Here is a 19,171-nt window from a genome sequence, read left to right on the forward strand (position 1 = left end):
GTGTATTTCACAGACCGCTCACGCCCCTCGATGATTCCCTGGCTACGGAGCCGGCATGAAGAAAAGCACGCTCAGTCAACGCAAGGACGACCACCTGGACATCGTGCTGGCAGCTGGCAAGCCCTCTCATAGCGTAGACCCTGGTTGGTCGTCGCTGCGCTTCGAACACTGCGCCTTGCCGGAGCTGGACCTGAACCAGGTCGACCTGGGCACGTCATTGTTCGGCATCAGCCTGCGCGCACCCTTGCTGATCAGCTCGATGACCGGCGGCGCCGAACGGGCTCGTTTCATCAACCAGCACCTGGCCGAAGCCGCCCAGGCCCTGGGCATCGCCATGGGCGTGGGCTCGCAGCGGGTCAGCCTGCGCGGCGGCCACGACCAGGGCCTGACCGGCGAATTGCGGCGCCTGGCCCCGGATGTACCGCTGCTGGGCAACCTTGGTGCGGCGCAGCTGCGCGAGGCAGACGGCCTGGACCTGGCCTGCCGCGCGGTCGACAGCTTGCAGGCCGACGCCCTGATCATTCACCTCAATCCGTTGCAGGAAGCGGTGCAACCCGAAGGCGACCGGGATTGGCGGGGCATCCTCGAACGCATCGAGGCCCTGGCCACGCGACTGCCGGTGCCGCTGCTGGTCAAGGAGGTCGGCGCGGGCATTTCGCCGAGCGTGGCCCGTGCGTTGTGCGATGCTGGAGTGACCATGATCGACATCGCCGGGGCCGGTGGCACCAGTTGGGCGGCGGTCGAGGCCGAGCGTGCCGAAAGCGCTGCCGACCGAGCGGTGGCCATGGCCTTCAGCGATTGGGGCATCCCCACCGCCCACTGCCTGCTGGCGGTACGCCGAGCAGTGCCTGAGGTAGGCCTGATTGCCTCTGGTGGCGTGCGCAACGGCATCGATGCGGCCAAGGCGATTCGCCTGGGGGCTGACGTGGTGGGCCAGGCCGCAGGCGTGCTGAATGCAGCGATCACCAGCACCGAAGCGGCCATGGAGCACTTCGAGGTCATCGTGCGGCAATTGCGCATCGCCTGTTTCTGCACCGGCTCCAGCAACCTCGCGCAGCTGCGCCGGGCGCGCCTGCTGCCGACCAGCCTGACGCCGCCATGAGCCACTTCGCGCTGATCGCGCCGCCCTACCCCAGCCACTTCGCGGCATTCCAGGCGCTGGCCGGCCAGTTGCTCGCGCGCGGCCATCAAGTCAGCTTCCTGCACCAGGCCCAGGCGCAGCGCTGGGTCAGTGACCGGCGTGTCGGCTTCTACCCGGTCGGTGACGGTTTGCTGCCGGTCGACAACCTCGACCAGGCCCTGCGTCTGGCGGCCAACCCGTCCGGCCCCTTGCGCCTGCACCGGCTGATCCGGCAACTCGCGGCCACCACGCAGATGCTCTGCGAGACCCTGCCGCCGGCGTTGCGCATGCATCAGGTCGATGCGGTGCTGTGCGACCAGATGGAGCCGGCTGGCGCGTTGGCTGCCGAGATCTGCGCACTACCCTGGGTGTCGGTGGCCTGCGCCCTGCCGATCAACCGCGAGGCCGGCCTGCCGTTACCGGTCATGCCCTTCGCCCATGGTTTGCACCCGCGCTGGTACGACGGCAGCGCTCAGGTGCACGACTGGTTGATGAAGCCGGTGCAGCAGGTGCTCGAACGTACCTGCAGCCAGCATGGCCTGGCGCCACGTCGCGCGGCCCATGAATGCTTGTCGCCACTGGCCGAGCTGAGCCAGACCCTGCACGCGTTGGATTTTCCGCGCCAGGGGCTGCCCGCGCATTTCCATGCGGTAGGCCCATTGCGCGGCAACGCGGTGCAGGCGCCGCCGAGCTGGGCAGCAACAAGCGGCAAGCCGCTGGTATTCGCCAGCCTCGGCACCCTGCAGGGGCACCGTTTCGATATTTTCACGCGGATCGCCAAAGCGTGCCGCTTGCTCGACGTGGACCTCCTGCTGGCCCATTGCGGCGGCCTCGACCAGGCGCAACAGCAGCGCTTGCGCGAACTGGGCGCCACCTATGTGACCGATTTTGCCCCGCAGCAATGGGCAGTGCAGCAGGCCGATGTGGTGGTCTGCCACGGCGGGCTGAACACCGTGCTCGATGCGGTGGCCAGCCACACCGCGCTGCTGGTCATGCCGATTGCCTTCGACCAGCACGGCGTCGCGGCGCGGGTACGGCATCATGGCCTGGGCCTGACCCTGTCCAGGCGCGCCAGCGTTGCCAGCATCGGCGCCGCGCTGCGCGACCTGCTGGGGCAGCGGCGACACGGCAACGTTGCGCTGGAACACGAACTCAAGCATTGCGGCGGCGCGGCAAAAGCCGCCGATATCATCGAGGCGGCCGTCAGCGGCGGGCGCCCAGTCCTGCGGGAGGCAGACGCTTGCAGTATGACCTGATCCTGATCGGTGCCGGCCTTGCCAACGGCTTGCTCGCCTGGCGCCTGCAGCAATTGCGCCCCGAGCTCAGCGTGCTGTGCCTGGAGCAAGAGGCTCAAGCCGGTGGTAACCATACCTGGTCATTCCATGAAAGCGACCTCGATGCCACCCAGCAGCGCTGGCTGGCACCCTTGGTGGTCAAGCGCTGGCCGGCTTATCACGTGCATTTTCCCGCGTTCTCGCGGCGCCTGCACGGCGGCTACGCCAGCATCACCAGCGAGCGTTTCGCCGAGGTGCTCGGTCAGGCGCTGGGCGCGGCGCTACGCACCGGCTGCAGCGTCGTCGAGGTCGGGCGTCAGCGCGTCACCCTGGCCAGTGGCGAGCAACTGCAGGCGCGCATCGTCATCGATGGGCGCGGTGGCCAAGCCAGCCCCCACCGGGTGCTCGGTCAGCAGGCATTTCTCGGTCAGCTGCTACGCTTGCACGCGCCCCACGGCCTGCAGGAACCGATCGTGATGGATGCTCGCGTGCCCCAAGGTGAAGGCTACCGCTTCGTCTACCTGCTGCCGTTCAGCGACGACACCGTGCTGGTCGAAGACACCCATTATGTCGACCAACACGCGCCCAGCGCCGAGTGCATGCGCGAACACATCGCGCTGTACCTGCAACAGCGCGGCTGGCACGTTGCGCAATGCCTGCGCGAGGAACAGGGCGTGCTGCCGATCACCCTGGCGGAGGACTTCGACGCTTGGTGGGCAACGCTCGACGGGCCGCTGGTGTCAGGGCTACGGGCCGGTCTGTTTCACTGCACCACCGGCTACTCATTGCCCGATGCCGTGCGCCTGGCCGACTGGCTGGTGGCGCAGCCGCTGGACGACCCCGCCCAATTGCGCCAGGCGCTCGGCCGTTATTTGCGCGGCCGCTGGCAGCAACAACGCTTCTACCGGCTGCTCAACCGCATGCTGTTTCTGGCCGGCCGGCCCAATCAGCGCTGGCAGGTGATGCAACGCTTCCAGCAACTGCCAGCGCCGCTGATCGCCCGCTTCTATGCCGGCCACAGCCACTGGCGCGACCGTCTGCGCATTCTCAGCGGCAAGCCCCCTGTGCCGGTCGGCCAGGCCGTGCACGCCGCGCTGCGTTATTCCCCAAGCGATTTCAAGGAGCGTGCATGAACAACGCAAAAACCGCCGTGGTGGTCGGCGCCGGCCTCGGCGGCCTGGCCTTGGCGATCCGCCTGCAGGCGTCGGGCATCCGCACCACGCTGCTGGAGCGCCGCGACCAGCCTGGCGGGCGCGCCTATGTCTATCGCGACCAAGGTTTCACCTTCGATGCAGGCCCCACCGTGATCACCGATCCGTCGGCCATCGAGGCGCTGTTCACCCAGGCCGGGCGGCCTATGGGCGACTATCTCGAATTGCTGCCGGTCAGCCCGTTCTACCGGCTGTGCTGGGAAGACGGCCGCGCGTTCGACTACGGCAATGACCAGCAGGACCTGGAGCGCCAGATCGCCACCTTCGCCCCCGCTGATGTCGAGGGCTACCGGCGATTTCTCGCCTACTCGCGCGCGGTACTGGATGAAGGCTACATCAAGCTTGGCGCGGTGCCGTTCCTGTCGTTTCGCGACATGCTGCATGCCGGCCCGCAGTTGGCGCGATTGCAAGCCTGGCGCAGTGTCTACGACATGGTCGCCAAGTACATCAGCGACGACCAGTTGCGTCAGGCATTCTCGTTCCATGCCTTGCTGGTCGGCGGCAACCCGTTCGCCACCTCGTCGATCTATACCCTGATCCACGCGCTCGAGCGCCAATGGGGCGTGTGGTTCCCCAAAGGCGGCACCGGCGCGCTGGTCAATGGCATGGCCAAACTGTTCACCGACCTTGGCGGCACGCTGGAGGTGAACGCCGAGGTCGCAGCCTTCGAAACCGCAGGCAGCCGCCTGACCGGCGTGCGCACCCGTGACGGGCGCGTGTTCGCAGCCGATGCGGTGGCCTCCAACGCCGACGTGGTGCACACCTACAGCGATCTGCTGGGCCAGCACCCCCGCGGCCGGCAAGAGGGCGAACGGCTCAAGGGCAAGCGCTTCAGCAACTCGCTGTTCGTCATCCACTTTGGCCTCAAGCGCCCGCAACCGCAGTTACAGCACCATACCGTGTGCTTTGGCCCGCGCTACCGTGAGCTGGTGCAGGAAATCTTCGACGGCCCGAAACTGCCGGACGATTTCTCCCTGTACCTGCACAGCCCCTGCGCCACCGACCCAAGCCTGGCGCCGCCGGGCTGTTCGAGCCACTACGTGTTGGCCCCGGTGCCGCACTTGGGCAATGCGCCGCTGGACTGGGGCGTCGAAGGGCCACGCTACCGCGACAAGATCCTCGATTACCTGGAGCGTCACTACATGCCTGGCCTGCGCGAAGACCTGGTGACCTGCCGCATTTTCAGCCCGCTGGATTTCCGCGAGCAACTCAACGCCCACCTGGGCTCGGCGTTCTCGCTCGAACCGCGCCTGACGCAAAGTGCGTGGTTCCGCCCGCACAACCGCGACGCACAGCTGGCCAACCTCTATCTGGTAGGCGCCGGCACCCATCCCGGTGCTGGCGTGCCGGGCGTGATCGCCTCAGCCAAGGCTACCGCAGGGCTGATGCTCGAGGACCTGCAAGGATGACCGCGCCCGATCAACAGGCGCTGCTGGCGCACGCCGAGCACAGCATTGCCGTAGGCTCCAAAAGTTTCGCTGCGGCAGCGCGGCTATTCGATGGGCAAACCCGGCGCAGCGCGGTGCTGTTGTACGCCTGGTGCCGGCACTGCGATGACGTCATCGACGGCCAGCAGGCCGGCCACGATGCCGTGGTGCTCGCGCCGGATCAGGCACGCGCGCGCCTGGTGGCGCTGCAGCAACAGACCGAAGCAGCCTGTGCTGGCGAACCGGCGCGCGATCCGGCCTTCGCGGCGCTGCGCGAAGTGGTGCGGCGCCATGCGATCCCGCGCAGCGAGCCGTTCGATCTGCTCGAGGGGTTTGCCCAGGATGTTGCCGGCCATCGTTATCACCAACTGGATGACGTCATGGTGTACTGCTACCACGTCGCAGGCGTCGTCGGCTTGATGATGGCGCGGGTGATGGGCGTGCGTGACCCTGGCGTACTCGACCGGGCATGCGATCTGGGCCTGGCCATGCAACTCACCAACATCGCCCGCGACATCGTTGAAGACGCGCGCGTCGGGCGCTGCTACCTGCCCGAGGTATGGCTTGACGAGCTCGGCGTACCAGGCGATGCGTTGGCCGACCCTCGGCATCGGCGTGCGGTGGCGATCATGGGCCAGCGCCTGGTGGCGGCAGCCGAACCGTACTACGCCAGCGCCCAGGCTGGCCTGTCCGCCCTGCCCTGGCGCAGCGCCTGGGCGGTGGCTACCGCAGCGGCGGTGTACCGGCGCATCGGGCTCAAGCTGCAACAGGCCGGCAGCCACGCCTGGGATGGCCGCTTGTCGACCAGCAAGGCCGAGAAGCTGGGGGCCATCGTCAGCGGTCTGTGGCGCTCACTGACGCGCCATCTGCATCAGTATCCGCCGCGCGCTGCGCAGTTGTGGCGGCGCCCGCTTGCGCGCGCAGCTGCTGACGCAGCTTCGCCACCGGTTGCGCATACAGAAACCCGAACGAGACACAGCCCTCCCGCCCTTTGACGGCGTGGTGCATCAAGTGCGCCTGGTACAGGCGCTTGAGGTAGCCGCGCCGAGGCACCAACTTGAACGGCCAGCGCCGGTGCACCAGCCCATCATGGGCGATGAAGTACAGCGCGCCGTAGGCAGTCATGCCGGCGCCTATCCATTGCAGCGGGTAAACACCGGCATTGCCCAGGGCGATCAACACGATCGCCAACACGGCGAACACCACGGCGAACAGATCGTTTTTCTCGAACCAACCACGGCGTGGCTCATGGTGCGAACGATGCCAGCCCCAGCCGAAGCCGTGCATGATGTAGCGGTGGGCCAGATAGGCCACGCCTTCCATGGCCGCGAGGGTGACCAGGAAGGTGATAAGACTGGTGATCACTGCAGCGCTCCCTGTTCAGCCATTGCTGCAATGGAGTATGCCGCAAAGCAACAGTTCATTGGCAACGCTTGTGGCATGATCAACGCTCGTTTTCCGCTGGCCTGTGCCCATGTTGATCGACGAAGAACTGACCCTGAAGAAGCTCGAAACGTTTCTGGCTTTCATGCGCAACGGCAATCTGGGCCGCACCGCCGCGCAGCTGGCCACCAGCCCGGTGAGCGTGCACCGGGCGATCCATTCATTGGAAAGCGCCCTGCGCTGCCCGTTGTTCAAGCACGAGGGGCGTCAGTTGATCCCACTGGAGAGCGCCTACGTACTGGAGAAGAAAGCCCGCCAACTGATCCAGGACGCCGAACAGATGGTGCGCCAGACCCGCGAGGCCGCCGGTTTCTATGCCGAGCGCTTTCGCCTGGGGGCGCTGTACTCGCTGACCGTGAAGACCGTGCCCAAGTTGGTGATGGGCCTGAAGCTGCGGCGCAGCGAGCTGAACATCGACCTGACCCTGGGCTCGAACGTCGACTTGCTGCAACGCCTGAAAAACCATGAGCTCGAAGCCATGCTGGTGTCGTTGGACGAAAGCGTGGCGGATCCGGCGTGCGCACAGTTGGCGTTGTTTTCCGACGATATCTTTCTGGCCGTACCCACCGATTCGCCATTTGCCGAGCAGTCTCCAGTCGATCTGGCCGAGCTGGCGGATGCGACCTTCATTACCCTGACCCAGGGCTTCGCCACTCACCGAGACAGCGCGCGGGTGTTCGAGCAGGCAGGGTTTGCGCCGAAGGTGGCGATGCAGGTGAACGATATCTTCACCCTGCTGAGCATGGTCAGTTCAGGCGTGGGCTTCGCCCTGCTACCAGGGCGCATAGCCGCGGTGTACGAAAACCGCATAAAGCTGATCGCGCTGCAGCCGCGCTACCGGGTGCAGCAGCACATCGGCGTGGTGTTTCTCAAGGCTCGCGAGCGGGAGCCGAACCTGCTGGCGCTGTTGGCCGAATGCCGGATGTACAGCGCTGCGCTGGATTGACCGGGTTGCAGGCTTCAACGGCGAAGCTAGCATCCTGGGGCGCTGCGCACCCCTCCCGCGACACCAGGTTCGAGCGTGTAAGCCGGTGGCGGCTGCTCAGGCCACCACCGCACGCATGACGAAGAACAACAGCGATGGCCCCAGCAAGCAACCCAGCGCGGTGTAGAACGCTGCGGTCAGGCAGCCATAGGGCACCAGCTTCGGATCGGTCGCTGCCAGGCCTCCGGCGACGCCACTGGAAGTGCCCATCAGGCCACCGAAGATGACCGCCGTGCGCGGGTTGTTCAAGCCGATCAGCGGCGCAACGAATGGCGTCATGATCATTACCAGAATGGCCTTGACCAAGCCCGCCGCGATTGACAGTGCCATGACCTCGGAGCTGGCGCCAATCGCCGCACCGGTCACCGGGCCGACGATATAGGTCACAGCGCCCGTGCCGATGGTCGTCAGGCTGACGGCATCGGTATAACCGAATGCCATGGCCACCCCGACGCCGGCGACGAACGACACGCCAATTCCGAAGAACAACGCCACTACACCTGACACTCCAGCGCGTTTGAGCTCGTCGATATTCACACCAAACGCCGTAGCGACGATGGCAAAGTCGCGCAGCATGGCGCCACCGAGCAAACCGATGCCCGACAACAGCGGGATGTCCACCAAACCCTTCTGCCCGCCGGTGACGGCGCCGCCGTAGTAACTCAACACCAAGCCCAGGAAGATCGCGATGGCCGAGCCGTGCAGGCGGCCGTGGGTCAGCTTGGCCGACAGCCAGTAGGACAACCACATGGTCACACCGATCACGGCGAACCCGCTCACCAGCCCGTAGCCAGTGATCACTTTCATCATCGATTCATACATGGCGATCACCGCTGCGGCGTGGTCAGGGGTTTGTCGGCGGCAGGCTCAGGCTTCTTTTGCCCAAGCCGGTCGAGCAGCGGTACCGCGGCAAAGCTTGCGACAACCGCCAGCGTACCGGCGAGAATGGCCATCGGCCCGCCGGAAAGCGCACCGAACACATTCTGCTGGGCCGCCATGGCCACCACGATGGGAATGTAGATCGCGCTCCAGAACTCGACGCCTTGTTCTGATTTGGCCGTGATCAGGCCGCGCTTGTTGAGGTAGCTGCCGATGAAGATGAGCAGCAGCATGGCGATACCCACACCACCGACATTGGCTGGAACGCCCAGCAGTTTGCCCAGCAGCTCACCGATGAACAGGCCGATGAGGGTACACAGGGCCAGAAAGGCCACGCCGTAGATAATCATGGTTGTTGTCCTCGCGTTGGGTCGAAGTTGCTTGTTGTTGTCCTTCGAAAAACACGGCTCAGCTCAGTCTCCGGCCACCTCCTGGCGCAATAGCGCATCGACGCTATCCCAGCGCGTGGACTCCAATGCCACCACCCTGCCCTGGTCGAACACGGGGCGCGCCAGGCCAGTGAGCACGCTGCCCGGTGGCACTTCCAGCTGCAGGCGCACGCCACGTTCATAGGCGTTGCGCAACGTAGCACGCCAATCGACCCGCCGCGCCATGTTGCCGGCGAGATCGTCGCGCAGGCGTTGCGGGTCATGGATGGCGCGCGCCGTGGTGCCGCTCAGGTAGGTAATTTGCGGCCGGCGCATTTCGACATCGGCAAAGGCCGCCGCCAGTCGCCCGGCCGGGCCATCGAGCAAGGCGCAGTGCGACGGCACGCTCACCGCAAGGCGCCGGCCCGCGCCCTGGCCGCGCAGGCGAAGACGCTGGACGATTTCGGCCATGGCGTCATCGCTGCCCGCGATGACGATCTGATTGTCGCTGTTGAGGTTGGCCACATAGACCTGACCGCCGGCCTCGGCGAGCAGCGCCTCAAGGCTGCCCAAGTCCACGCCGCTAAGCGCAGTCATGCCGTAGCCCTGGGGATAGGCCTGCTGCATCAGCTCGCCGCGCAATGCGACCAGGCGCACTGCATCGGCGAAGTGCAGTGAGCCGGCGCTGACGGCTGCCGGGTAGGCGCCGATGGACAGACCGGCGACATAGTCTGGCGCCGGGCTACGCCGGCGCAGCCAGCGCGCCCAGGCGACCCCAGCCAGCAACAGACACAGTTGCACCGCGCGGGTCGATTGCAAGGCTTGCGCGCTGTCGAGTGTCTGCACAGCTTCACCCAGGGTGTCGCTGGCTTCTTCGAGCACCTCTGCGCTGCCTTCTGGCAGGCATTGCAGCATGCCGGCCTGCTGGGCGCCTTGGCCCGGAAACACCATCAGGCTACTCACGCTGCCTGCTCCAGCGCCTGCCAAGGATCGGCCACCAGGCACGCGCCCCGCGCGGACTTGAGCAGCACCCGCGGCGCCGTGCCCGCCCAGTCGCGCAGGGCGACTGCGCCGTTGGGGGTTTCCAGCTGCGCGTCGATCCGGCAGCACGTTTGCTCGAGACTTGCCAGCAGCCCACGCGCCGCAGCGCGCTCCAGCGCCTGCGGCATGCGCAGGACGAGGTCCAGGTCGCTGCCGGCATGCAATACTTCGCAGCCTGTGGCCAGTTGATAACCTGCCCCGCCAGTTGGCCCCCAGGCCAGCAGGCGCGCATCGAGCAGGTGGGTGATCGCTGCCAGCGCCTGCAATGCCGGCCAGTCGCTGGGCCCGTGCCAACGCAGGTCCTCAGGGCTGAGGCGCCGCGTGATGGCCGCCAGTGGCATCAACACGCCCAGGCGCTGGTCGCGGCCGTGGCCGCGCAGTCCTACCGCCACCCAGCCTTCCGCGCACGAGGCGCGGCGCACTACCACCGGCGCGCCGGCAGCCAGCACCTGCCGCGCCCAATCCGGCGCATCGCTTGGCAGGTCGCGTGGCGCTAAGCCCCAGAGCAGGTCGTGCGGCTGCGGCAGGCTCATCTCACGCCTCCTGCCATTGGCTGCGCAGGCGCGCGCGCACGTCGCGTGAGGCGCTGCGATGCTCGCCGCCCAGGCGTGAGCGCAGGTCGCGACAATCGCCGATATCCCGTAATGCAGCAGCCAGGCAGTCGCGCACCTGCGCCACGTCGGCATCACTCGGCGCATCGGCGTCGGTCACCTGTTGCCGCCGCCACAGCAGGCCCAGCGAGGCGTAACTGGCCAGGTCATAGGCCATCGGCGGCACCTCGGCGGCCAAAGCCTCCAGCTGCTCGACGCTGCGCAGGGTGATACGCGCGGCCGCCGCCTTGCCCATGGCATGCACCAGCACCCCGCTGTCGTCCAGGGCGATCAAGCGTTGAGCCTGATAGCCGTGGGCAAGAAACGCACCTGACATCGCCTTGCCGACCAGCAAGCCAATCACTGCATGCCCGGCCAGGCGCGCCTGGGCATAGGCCTGCACGGCGCCGGCCAGCGCCTGGTGAATGCCCAACGCCTCCTCGCGGCGGCCGTAGGCCTGGCTGGGTACGTCAATGACCGCGACGATAGCGCGCTTCTCGCCGTCGCGGTCCTGCGCGACGGCTTCGCCCACCGCCTTGGCCAGGCCCCAGCCTTCGAGCAGCCCGACTTCGCCGGCGCGAGCGCGTGGGAAGGAGTTGTGCGGGTCAGGCACCACGGCGATGAAGCGTGTCGGGCGGTTGTCCAGCTCGCCGTCGACCACCTGCAGCGAGGCCGGGTAGCCTGGCAACAGTCGAGCGCCAGCCAAGGCGGCCAGCCAGGTAGGGGCACGGTTCATGGGGCATCTCCTTGGTACAGGGTACGCACGGCAGCGGCGTCCAGCTGGGGCACATCGGCGCCCAGGCCGGCCAGGCGCTCGAGCTGGGCGGTATAGCGGCTGGCACGCTCCGCCGAAGGCGCGTTCACCAGCCCCAGCAGGTGCTGTCGGATAGCGTCGACGTCATCAGCGGCGTAAGCATCGGCCAAGCCACTGGCGTGGCGCTGCTCGCCACCGGTGAGGCTCCAGATCAGCGGCCGGTCCTTGGCGTCGTATTCGCCGATGCCGGCCTCCTGTTCAATGACCTGCGGGCCATTGAGGCCCAGTCGTGCCTCGCGGGTCACCAGCAGATGACTGCACAGCCCAGCGGCAATCGACATACCGCCGAAGCAGCCTACCGACCCGGCGATCAGCCCGATCACCGGCTGATACTGGCGCAGCTCGACGATTGCAGCCTGAATCTCAGCGATGGCGGCAAGCCCGAGGTTGGCCTCCTGCAGGCGCACCCCGCCCGTCTCGAGCAGCAGCACGGCGCAGGTCGGGATACCGTTGCGGTTGTCTTCGATGGCCAGTTCAAGCGCGCCGGCAATCTTGGCGCCACCGACCTCGCCCATGCTGCCGCCCTGAAAACCGCCTTCGATGGCGGCGACCACGGCGCTGCGCCCGTCCAGCGTGCCTTTGCCAATGACCACGCCATCGTCGGCCTGGGGCACGATGCCCTGGCGCGCCAGCCACGGCGACATGAGCCGGTCGAACGGGCCGAGCAGCTCGCGGAAACTGCCGGCGTCGAGCAAGGCGCGCGCACGCTGGCGGGCGCCCAATTCGACGAAGCTGCGGCTTTGCAGCAAGCGCCTGGTGTCAGTCATGGCCGATCTCCTCCAAGCCTTGTTCCAGGCGCAGGCGCACCACCCCCGGGGTGGCGCCGAAGTCGTGGATATCGATGTTCAGCGCCGCCACTGCGCGGCCCTCGAACAAGCGCTGAAACAGCTGGGCCCAGCGCGCACTGCTGCCGTTGACCGACGTGACCACCTGAATCTGCAGATGGCCGGCGGTGCCCGGCTCGATCAGCACCTCCAGATCGCCCGAGCTGACGCAGCCGACCAAGGTACAACCACGGCCAGGTTCGGCGGCAGGGAATTGAAAGTTCAGGGTTTCCATGTCACAGGCTCCCGGCTTTGTCGAGGAACAGGCAAGCCGCCAGTAGATCGGCGGCGCCGCCCGGTGAGACGTTCAGTTGCAGCAGCAGCATGTCCAACCGGCGCAGTTGGCGCCGCCCGCCGAGCGTGGCACTGCCGCCTTCGGCCAGCACCGCCCTGGCGCCGGCCTGCAGGCTTTGCAGCGCCTGCGGCCCGGCGCGCCAGAGCACGCAGGTATCACTGAGCCCAGCCATGATCGCCAACAACGCATCCAGGCGCGCCTGGCGCTCGCTGGCGCCCTGCTCGCGGCTGCGCTGCAGTTGCGTCAGGCCATGCTCGCGTACGGCCGGGAAACCCAGCTGGGCCTGCTCGCGCGCGCCGCTGGCGCCGTAGCGGTCACGCACCTGCGCGCCGTGACTCGCCAGACATGGCGCGGCCGGGTCATCGATCAGTGCCAAACGCCCGGCGCGGGCGGTAACCGTGGAAGGGTCTGCCTGCGGGTCGAGCGCCTGGGTGGCCAGCAACAGTCCAAGCGCCCAGATTGCGCCACGGTGGGTGTTGACCCCGCCGGTGGTGGCCAGCATGGTGGCCTCCGCCTCACGGCCCAGTTGCCCAAGCTCGGCGCGCAGCGGCTGGCCGATCACGCCATGGCGCTGGGCCGCCTGCGCCATCTGGCGAAAGCTCGGCCACAAGGCCAAGGCCGAAGCGTGCATCAGCGCCAGGCTCATGTCGCCATGGGCGCCGCTGCTGCGGCGGTCGACCAGACCGGGCTTGGGCGACAGGTCGGCCTCGTCGATCAGCGCGGCGACGGCCAGGTCGGCCAGGGACTCAGGTAGTGAGGTCGGGGACAGCAGATGGGCATTCATCACCAGCTCCTGAAGCGTGCAGGCGGGTTGTACAGGCCACCGGACCAGTCGACCAGGTCAGCGATGCTGCGCGCAGCCAGCAATTCGCGACTGGCGTCGGTGCGGCGAATGCCGAGGTCTTCCGGGAGTGCCACCAGCCCTTGCTGGCGCAGGCGTTGGGTGTCCCTGGGGTCATGGCGCAGACCGATGGCCGTGACTCCAGCAACCGCCGCGATCATCTGCTGGCGTTCTTCCAGGCTGCGGGCCTTGTACAGGTAGGCGATGCCCTCTTCGGTGAGCAGGTGGGTGACATCGTCGCCGTAGATCATCACCGGGGCCAATGGCATGCCGGTCTTTTTCGCCACCTCCACCGCATCGAGGGTTTCGACGAAGGTTGGCTTGCCGCCTTCCTGGAAGGTTTCGACCATCTGTACCACCAGCTTGCGGCCACGTTCGAGCAGCGTGTCAGGGACCGTCATGTCCAGCCAGGCCGGCGTCGTATGGCGACGCCCACGGGGGTCGTGGCCCATGTTCGGCGCTCCGCCGAAGCCGGCCAGGCGACCACGGGTCACGGTCGAGGAATGGCCGTCACCGTCGACCTGCAAGGTGGCGCCGATGAACAGATCCACCGCGTATTGCCCGGCCAATTGGCACATCATGCGGTTCGAGCGCAGCGAACCGTCGCGGCCGGTGAAGAATACGTCGGGCCGCTGGGCGATGTAGTCCTCCATGCCCAACTCAGTGCCGAAGCAGTGCACGCTCTGCACCCATCCGGTTTCGATGGCGGGGATCAACGTCGGGTGCGGGTTGAGGGTCCAGTTGCGGCAAATCTTGCCTTTGAGGCCCAGCGACTCGCCGTAGGTGGGCAGGATCAACTCGATGGCGGCGGTGTTGAAGCCAATGCCATGGTTCAACGACTGCACCTGGTGTTTTTCATAGATGCCGCGAATCGCCATCATCGCCATCAGCACATGCACCGGCTTGATATGGCGCGGATCGCGGGTGAACAGCGGTTCGATGTAAAACGGCTTGTCCGCCACCACCACGAAATCCACCCAGGACGCGGGAATATCCACTCGCGGCAGGTCATCCACGCGCTCAACCAACTGGTTCACCTGGGCGATCACCAGGCCGTCGCTGAAGGCCGCGGGCTCGACCAGCGCCGGGGTGTCTTCGGTGCTGGGGCCGGTGTACAGGTTGCCCTCGCGATCGGCCATGAAGCCTGCCACCAGGGTGACATTGGGAATCAGATCGACCAGCAGCCGCGAGTACAGCTCGATATAGGTGTGGATCGCACCAACCTCGAGCAGGCCGTCTTCGAGCAATTGGCCGATGCGAAGGCTCTGCGGGCCGGCGAACGAAAAATCGAGTTTGCGCGCGATGCCGCGCTCGAACAGGTCCAGGTGCTCGGCACGGCTGACACTGGGCATGATCATGTGCAGGTCGTGCAGCCTTGCGGGATCGGCCTTGGCCAGGGCGCGGGAGAGAAAATCGGCCTGCTTCTGGTTATTACCCTCGAGCACCACGCGGTCGCCAGGCGCAATGAGCAATTCCAGCGCTTCAACGATACGTTCCGTGGGCAGCACCACACCCTCGGCCAGATGCCGAACACGCTCCAGGCGGCGCTGCTTTTCGGCGCGGCGCCTGGACCACTGCGGCGGTGGATGCTTGGTTATGGTCATTGTTGACTCCACGGGTTCGCTGTCGTGCTGGCACAGTAGGCGCAGCGCTGCAGGTGGATCAATCAAGCTCATGGGCTGATCGTTACGCTCAGGTTAACGAACGGCCGCGCTGGAGCCGTGATACTCGAGCCTGGTTGCCAGCGGCCAAGCAAAAACGCACGATGCCGCTGCACATATGTCGATTGTGCACGGCAAATTCGCATGCCAGGATCTCGCTATCCTCCCGTGCACGCCCGACTTCATGTGGAAAATCAATAACAAAGCAAGGAGATCGCGATGACCGCGCACGCTTATACCTCGGCAACGGATCATGTATTGGCCGAGGTTCGCAACCACATTGGCCACCTCACCCTCAATCGCCCAAGCGGCCTCAACGCGCTGACCTTGGACATGGTCCGCAGCCTGCGCCAGCATTTCGACCAGTGGGCCAATGACCCGGCGGTGCAGGCGGTGGTACTGCGTGGTGAAGGACCTAAAGGTTTCTGCGCCGGCGGCGATATTCGCTCGCTGCACGACAGCTACCAGGCAGGCGACAGCCTGCACGAGCAATTCTTCGTCGAAGAATACGCCCTGGACCTGGTCATTCACCGCTACCGCAAGCCGGTGCTGGTGCTGATGGACGGCTTTACCCTCGGCGGCGGCATGGGCCTGGCCCAGGGCTGCGACCTGCGCGTGGTCACCGAGCGCAGCCGCCTGGGCATGCCCGAGGTCGGCATCGGCTATTTCCCGGATGTTGGCGGCAGTTACTTCCTCTCGCGCATACCGGGTGAACTGGGCACCTACCTGGGCGTCAGCGGCGCACAGATCCAGGCGGCGGACGCCCTGTATTGCGGCTTGGCCGACTGGTACGTGCCCAGCGACAGGCTCGCTGCGCTGGATCAGGGGCTTGAGCAACTGCGCTTCGGCCATCAGCCGCTCAAGGACCTGCAGAACCTGCTGGCCAAGCTGGGCAGCCAGGCGCTGGAAGGCGCGCCGCTGGAAAAACTGCGCCCGGTCATCGATCACTTCTTCTCCCAACCCGACCTGCCGACCATCGTCGAGCAACTGCGCAGCGTCAGCATCGGCGACAGCCACCCTTGGGCGCTGGCCACTGCCGATCAGCTGCAAACCCGCTCGCCGTTGGCCATGGCGGTTACCCTGGAGCTACTGCGCCGCGCTCGCCAGTGCACGCTGGATGAGTGCTTCGCCATGGAGCTGCACCTGGACCGCCAATGGTTCCAGTACGGCGACATCATCGAGGGCGTGCGTGCGTTGATCATCGACAAGGACAAGCAGCCGCGCTGGAACCCGCCGACGCTGGAGGCCCTCAGCCACCAGCGGGTCGAGCAATTCTTCGAAGGCCTGTGAGGCCGGGAGTACGCACATGCAAGACCTGGAACTGAGCGAAGAGCAGATCATGATCCGCGACATGGCCCGGGACTTCGCCCGCGGCGAGATCGCCCCGCACGCCCAGGCCTGGGAAAAGGCCGGCTGGATCGACGATGGCGTGGTCGCCAAGATGGGTGAGTTGGGGTTGCTCGGCATGGTCGTGCCAGAGGACTTTGGCGGTAGCTACACCGATTACGTGGCCTACGCCCTGGCCGTCGAGGAAATCTCTGCCGCGTGCGGGGCGACCGGGGCCATGATGAGCATCCATAACTCGGTGGGCTGCGGGCCGCTGCTGGCCTACGGCGACGCGGCGCAGCAGCAGGCCTGGCTGCCACGCCTGGCCAGCGGCGCGGTGATCGGCTGCTTCTGCCTGACCGAACCGCAGGCAGGCTCCGAAGCCCATAACCTGCGCACCCGCGCCGAATTGATCGATGGCCACTGGGTGCTCAACGGCGCCAAGCAGTTCGTCAGCAACGCCCGTCGCGCGGGGCTGGCCATCGTCTTTGCGGTGAGCGACCCGGAGCTGGGCAAGAAGGGCCTGTCGGCGTTCCTGGTACCCACCGACAACCCGGGCTTCAAGGTCGACCGTAGCGAGCACAAGATGGGCATCCGCGCCTCCGACACCTGCGCGGTGACCTTCGACGATTGCCGCATTCCCGCTGCCAACCTGCTGGGCGAGCGCGGCAAGGGCCTGGCCATTGCCCTGTCCAATCTCGAGGGCGGGCGCATCGGTATCGCCGCCCAGGCCTTGGGCATTGCCCGCGCAGCCTTCGAGGCAGCGCTGGTCTACTCACGCGAGCGCTTGCAGTTCGGCAAACCGATCAATGAGCATCAGAGCATCGCCAACCTGCTCGCGGACATGCAAGTGCAGGTCAACGCTGCGCGCTTGCTGATTCTGCATGCCGCGCGCCTGCGCAGCGCTGGCAAGCCATGCCTGTCAGAAGCCTCCCAGGCCAAGCTGTTCGCCTCGGAGATGGCCGAGCGCGTCTGCTCGATGGCGATCCAGGTGCATGGCGGCTATGGCTATCTGGAGGATTACCCCGTCGAGCGCTATTACCGCGATGCGCGCATTACCCAGATCTACGAAGGGTCGAGCGAGATCCAGCGCATGCTCATCGCACGGGAGCTCAAGCATTACCCACTTTGAGTCGGCCCACCGGGCCTGGGCAGACACAGCTTGCAACCAACCTGTCTGCCCGCTCGGTAACTTTTCCCAGCAGCAAGGCATGCGCATCTGGTACAAAGCCGCCATGCCTACCCTCCTCCTCACCCACATTCGGCGCCGCTGGCTCAGCTGGCTGTGCGCAGCCCTGATGGTCATCGGCCTGCCCAGCAGCTGCGCGGTCCTGAAACACAAGGAACGTGAGCTGGTGTTTCGCATCGAACCGGGCCAGGCCAGCTGGTTCCGCGGTTTGCCCAACGGTGTGCAAGAGCTGGACCTGCGTCCGCGCACCTTCGCCGACAATCAAAGCCTGCACGCCTGGTGGTGGCCTGCCAACCGCGCCGATGCGCCGGCAATCCTGTACCTGCACGGAGTGCGCTGGAACCTGACCGGGCAACTGTTTCGCATCGAGCAGCTGCACGCGATGGGCTATTCGGTGTTCGCCGTGGACTACCGAGGCTTCGGGCAGAGCCGCGGCGACCTGCCTTCGGAAGCCACGGTCTACGAAGATGCGCGCATCGCTTGGGAACGCTTTGCGCAACTGCAACCCGATGCCGGCAAGCGCCTGATCTTCGGGCATTCGCTCGGCGGCGCGGTCGCCGTGGAGCTTGCCAGCGAACTTGCCCGGCAGGCGCGCAAGGACGGCCAGCCTGCTCCGGCGCGCGGGCTGATCGTGGAATCGACCTTCACCTCATTGGGCGATGCGGCTGCCGCGGTCGCCGGCACCAGCTTGCCGGTCCGCTGGTTGATGTCGCAGAAGTTCGATTCGCTCGGCAAGATCAACGCGGTGGGTTTGCCACTGTTGGTGGTGCACGGTCTGGACGACCGCTACGTGCCATCGCGTTTCAGCCAGCAGTTGTTCGACGCCGCACAAGAGCCAAAAACCCTTCTGCTGGTACCCGGCGCCTCGCACAACAACAGCATGAGCCTGGCCGGCCAGCGCTATCGCCGGGCGATCCAGGCGCTGCTCTGAGGTCACTGCACCGGCAGGAAGTTCATCAGCAACAGGCTCTGTGCGTAGTTCAAGCCAATGCGCCGGTAGCGCTCGTCCAGCAGCTCGGCCAGCAAGTCCAGGCGCGCGACGATCTTGCCGAACTCCACGGCGAAACTCAGGTTGCTGGCATCCTCGGAAATCTCGTTGGAAAACAGCAGCAGCACGCCATTGGCGTCCTGGCGCTGGCTCAGCATCCAGGTGGCTTTCTCGATGTTGCGCGCCGCGTTGTTGACGAACAACGGGTCGATGGTATCGGTCATGTAGAATTCGGTGCGGCCACCGTGGGCGGTGATCAGCATGCTGCCGATGGCATAGATGAACGCGCCGACACGGTCACCGCGAAACTCCGGACTCAAGGCGTAGCTAAGGGCCGCCAAGTCACGGCGGTTGCCCAGTTGCGGCAAGGGCTGGCGTTGTTCGATGGCGTTACGGATCTGCCGTTCAGCGGTGGTGGCGTCGAGAAAGCCTGAGAGCTTTACCTGGTTGGGGTTACGCAGGTATAGCTTGTTCATCAGCAGGTACAGGCTTTGCAGATTGTCGCGCATGGCCAGCGTGGCCAGGCGGTCGACACTGGTCTGGAACAACTCGCTGGGCTTGCCATCGCCGAACTGATTGACGATGTCACGGCCCTGCTGCTGGCTGCAGCCGGCCAGGGTGGTGAGCGTGATCAGCAGCAGGCGGGGAAGGATTCGGCAGTAACGTGCAGCCATCGGCACCGGGTCGTCATTCGGCGGCTGCGCCGGGAATCGGTGCGGCCTGGCCAAGCATAGAACCCGAAAATACGAAAAAGTGCGGTGTTTGATGGCGGCCTCGAGATGTTTGTGCCTACGCGATCGAGCGCCGCCCGTGCGGCGCATCGCGAGTTGCGCTCGCTCCTACGTGGCCAGTAACGCCTGTGTCCGCCCGCATCAACCGTAGGAGCGAGCACAGC

At 66.1% G+C, this 19,171-nt stretch carries 19 protein-coding genes and 1 pseudogene; 9 read left to right on the top strand and 11 right to left on the bottom strand.

Annotation, left to right across the window (positions count from 1 at the left end):
• Window positions 1-55: 55 nt before the first annotated feature.
• From fni to FS665_RS22440, 5 genes and pseudogenes are all read left to right on the top strand, one after another.
• Entirely contained in the window at window positions 56-1,102 is a 1,047-nt protein-coding gene (gene fni, locus FS665_RS22420) for a type 2 isopentenyl-diphosphate Delta-isomerase (protein WP_145193434.1), read from the top strand.
• Entirely contained in the window at window positions 1,099-2,376 is a 1,278-nt protein-coding gene (locus FS665_RS23560; RefSeq protein ID WP_145193436.1) for a glycosyltransferase, read from the top strand. The genes fni and FS665_RS23560 overlap by 4 nt, the downstream gene beginning before the upstream one ends.
• Window positions 2,361-3,527 carry a lycopene beta-cyclase CrtY gene (gene crtY / locus FS665_RS22430; RefSeq protein ID WP_145193438.1) on the top strand — a complete coding sequence of 389 codons (1,167 nt, stop codon included), beginning with the start codon at window positions 2,361-2,363 and terminating at the stop codon, window positions 3,525-3,527. The genes FS665_RS23560 and crtY overlap by 16 nt, the downstream gene beginning before the upstream one ends.
• On the top strand, window positions 3,524-5,014 hold the full coding sequence (locus FS665_RS22435) for a phytoene desaturase (protein WP_145193440.1): 1,491 nt from the start codon (window positions 3,524-3,526) through the stop codon (window positions 5,012-5,014). The genes crtY and FS665_RS22435 overlap by 4 nt, the downstream gene beginning before the upstream one ends.
• Window positions 5,011-5,943 (top strand): annotated as a pseudogene (locus FS665_RS22440) (phytoene/squalene synthase family protein); the annotation flags it as partial. The gene FS665_RS22435 and the pseudogene FS665_RS22440, both read left to right, overlap by 4 nt.
• On the opposite strand, the gene FS665_RS22445 reads toward FS665_RS22440, so the two are convergent.
• Window positions 5,867-6,355: a sterol desaturase family protein gene (locus FS665_RS22445; protein WP_256675134.1), complete on the bottom strand. Its 489-nt coding sequence runs from the start codon at window positions 6,353-6,355 to the stop codon at window positions 5,867-5,869. The pseudogene FS665_RS22440 and the gene FS665_RS22445 sit on opposite strands and share 77 nt — an antisense overlap.
• A 151-nt stretch (window positions 6,356-6,506) precedes the next feature.
• Between FS665_RS22445 and FS665_RS22450 the strand changes: the two genes are divergently transcribed.
• The gene (locus tag FS665_RS22450; RefSeq protein ID WP_145193444.1) at window positions 6,507-7,421 is read left to right on the top strand and encodes a LysR family transcriptional regulator; all 915 of its coding nucleotides are present in this window, start codon (window positions 6,507-6,509) and stop codon (window positions 7,419-7,421) included.
• 96 nt (window positions 7,422-7,517) lie between these two features.
• Here the strand turns inward: FS665_RS22450 and madM are convergent, their stop codons facing one another.
• The 9 genes from madM to mdcA form a co-directional block, all read right to left on the bottom strand.
• Window positions 7,518-8,282: a malonate transporter subunit MadM gene (gene madM, locus FS665_RS22455; RefSeq protein WP_145193447.1), complete on the bottom strand. Its 765-nt coding sequence runs from the start codon at window positions 8,280-8,282 to the stop codon at window positions 7,518-7,520.
• A gap of 5 nt (window positions 8,283-8,287) precedes the next feature.
• Window positions 8,288-8,689, bottom strand: coding sequence for a malonate transporter subunit MadL (madL, locus tag FS665_RS22460; RefSeq protein ID WP_145193449.1), 402 nt, complete (start codon window positions 8,687-8,689; stop codon window positions 8,288-8,290).
• A 63-nt stretch (window positions 8,690-8,752) separates the two neighbouring features.
• Window positions 8,753-9,670, bottom strand: coding sequence for a malonate decarboxylase subunit epsilon (mdcH, locus tag FS665_RS22465; protein ID WP_145193451.1), 918 nt, complete (start codon window positions 9,668-9,670; stop codon window positions 8,753-8,755).
• Window positions 9,667-10,281, bottom strand: coding sequence for a malonate decarboxylase holo-ACP synthase (locus tag FS665_RS22470; RefSeq protein WP_145193453.1), 615 nt, complete (start codon window positions 10,279-10,281; stop codon window positions 9,667-9,669). Before FS665_RS22470 ends, mdcH begins: the two co-directional genes overlap by 4 nt.
• A gap of 1 nt (window position 10,282) precedes the next feature.
• Window positions 10,283-11,074 carry a biotin-independent malonate decarboxylase subunit gamma gene (mdcE, locus tag FS665_RS22475; RefSeq protein ID WP_145193455.1) on the bottom strand — a complete coding sequence of 264 codons (792 nt, stop codon included), beginning with the start codon at window positions 11,072-11,074 and terminating at the stop codon, window positions 10,283-10,285.
• Complete coding sequence (locus tag FS665_RS22480; protein ID WP_145193457.1) at window positions 11,071-11,919, bottom strand: biotin-independent malonate decarboxylase subunit beta; 849 nt, start codon at window positions 11,917-11,919, stop codon at window positions 11,071-11,073. Before FS665_RS22480 ends, mdcE begins: the two co-directional genes overlap by 4 nt.
• Window positions 11,912-12,211: a malonate decarboxylase subunit delta gene (locus FS665_RS22485; protein WP_145193459.1), complete on the bottom strand. Its 300-nt coding sequence runs from the start codon at window positions 12,209-12,211 to the stop codon at window positions 11,912-11,914. The genes FS665_RS22480 and FS665_RS22485 overlap by 8 nt, the downstream gene beginning before the upstream one ends.
• Before the next feature lies 1 nt (window position 12,212).
• Window positions 12,213-13,055 carry a triphosphoribosyl-dephospho-CoA synthase gene (locus FS665_RS22490; protein ID WP_145193461.1) on the bottom strand — a complete coding sequence of 281 codons (843 nt, stop codon included), beginning with the start codon at window positions 13,053-13,055 and terminating at the stop codon, window positions 12,213-12,215.
• Window positions 13,055-14,716 carry a malonate decarboxylase subunit alpha gene (gene mdcA, locus FS665_RS22495; protein WP_145193463.1) on the bottom strand — a complete coding sequence of 554 codons (1,662 nt, stop codon included), beginning with the start codon at window positions 14,714-14,716 and terminating at the stop codon, window positions 13,055-13,057. The genes FS665_RS22490 and mdcA overlap by 1 nt, the downstream gene beginning before the upstream one ends.
• Window positions 14,717-14,992: 276 nt before the next feature.
• Here mdcA and FS665_RS22500 point away from each other — a divergent pair, with 276 nt between their 5' ends.
• The 3 genes from FS665_RS22500 (at window position 14,993) to FS665_RS22510 (ending at window position 18,219) form a co-directional block, all read left to right on the top strand.
• Window positions 14,993-16,063 carry an enoyl-CoA hydratase/isomerase family protein gene (locus tag FS665_RS22500; protein ID WP_145193465.1) on the top strand — a complete coding sequence of 357 codons (1,071 nt, stop codon included), beginning with the start codon at window positions 14,993-14,995 and terminating at the stop codon, window positions 16,061-16,063.
• 16 nt (window positions 16,064-16,079) lie between these two features.
• Entirely contained in the window at window positions 16,080-17,231 is a 1,152-nt protein-coding gene (locus FS665_RS22505) for an acyl-CoA dehydrogenase family protein (RefSeq protein ID WP_145193467.1), read from the top strand.
• Between the two features lie 103 nt (window positions 17,232-17,334).
• Window positions 17,335-18,219, top strand: a complete 885-nt coding sequence (locus FS665_RS22510; RefSeq protein ID WP_145193469.1) for an alpha/beta hydrolase — start codon at window positions 17,335-17,337, stop codon at window positions 18,217-18,219.
• A gap of 2 nt (window positions 18,220-18,221) precedes the next feature.
• On the opposite strand, the gene FS665_RS22515 is transcribed toward FS665_RS22510, so the two are convergent.
• The gene (locus FS665_RS22515) at window positions 18,222-18,950 is read right to left on the bottom strand and encodes a hypothetical protein (RefSeq protein ID WP_145193471.1); all 729 of its coding nucleotides are present in this window, start codon (window positions 18,948-18,950) and stop codon (window positions 18,222-18,224) included.
• Window positions 18,951-19,171 lie beyond the last annotated feature (221 nt).

Origin of the sequence: Pseudomonas sp. URMO17WK12:I11, from assembly GCF_007677725.1 — a bacterium.
In the GTDB taxonomy this organism is placed as follows: Bacteria; Pseudomonadota; Gammaproteobacteria; order Pseudomonadales; family Pseudomonadaceae; genus Aquipseudomonas.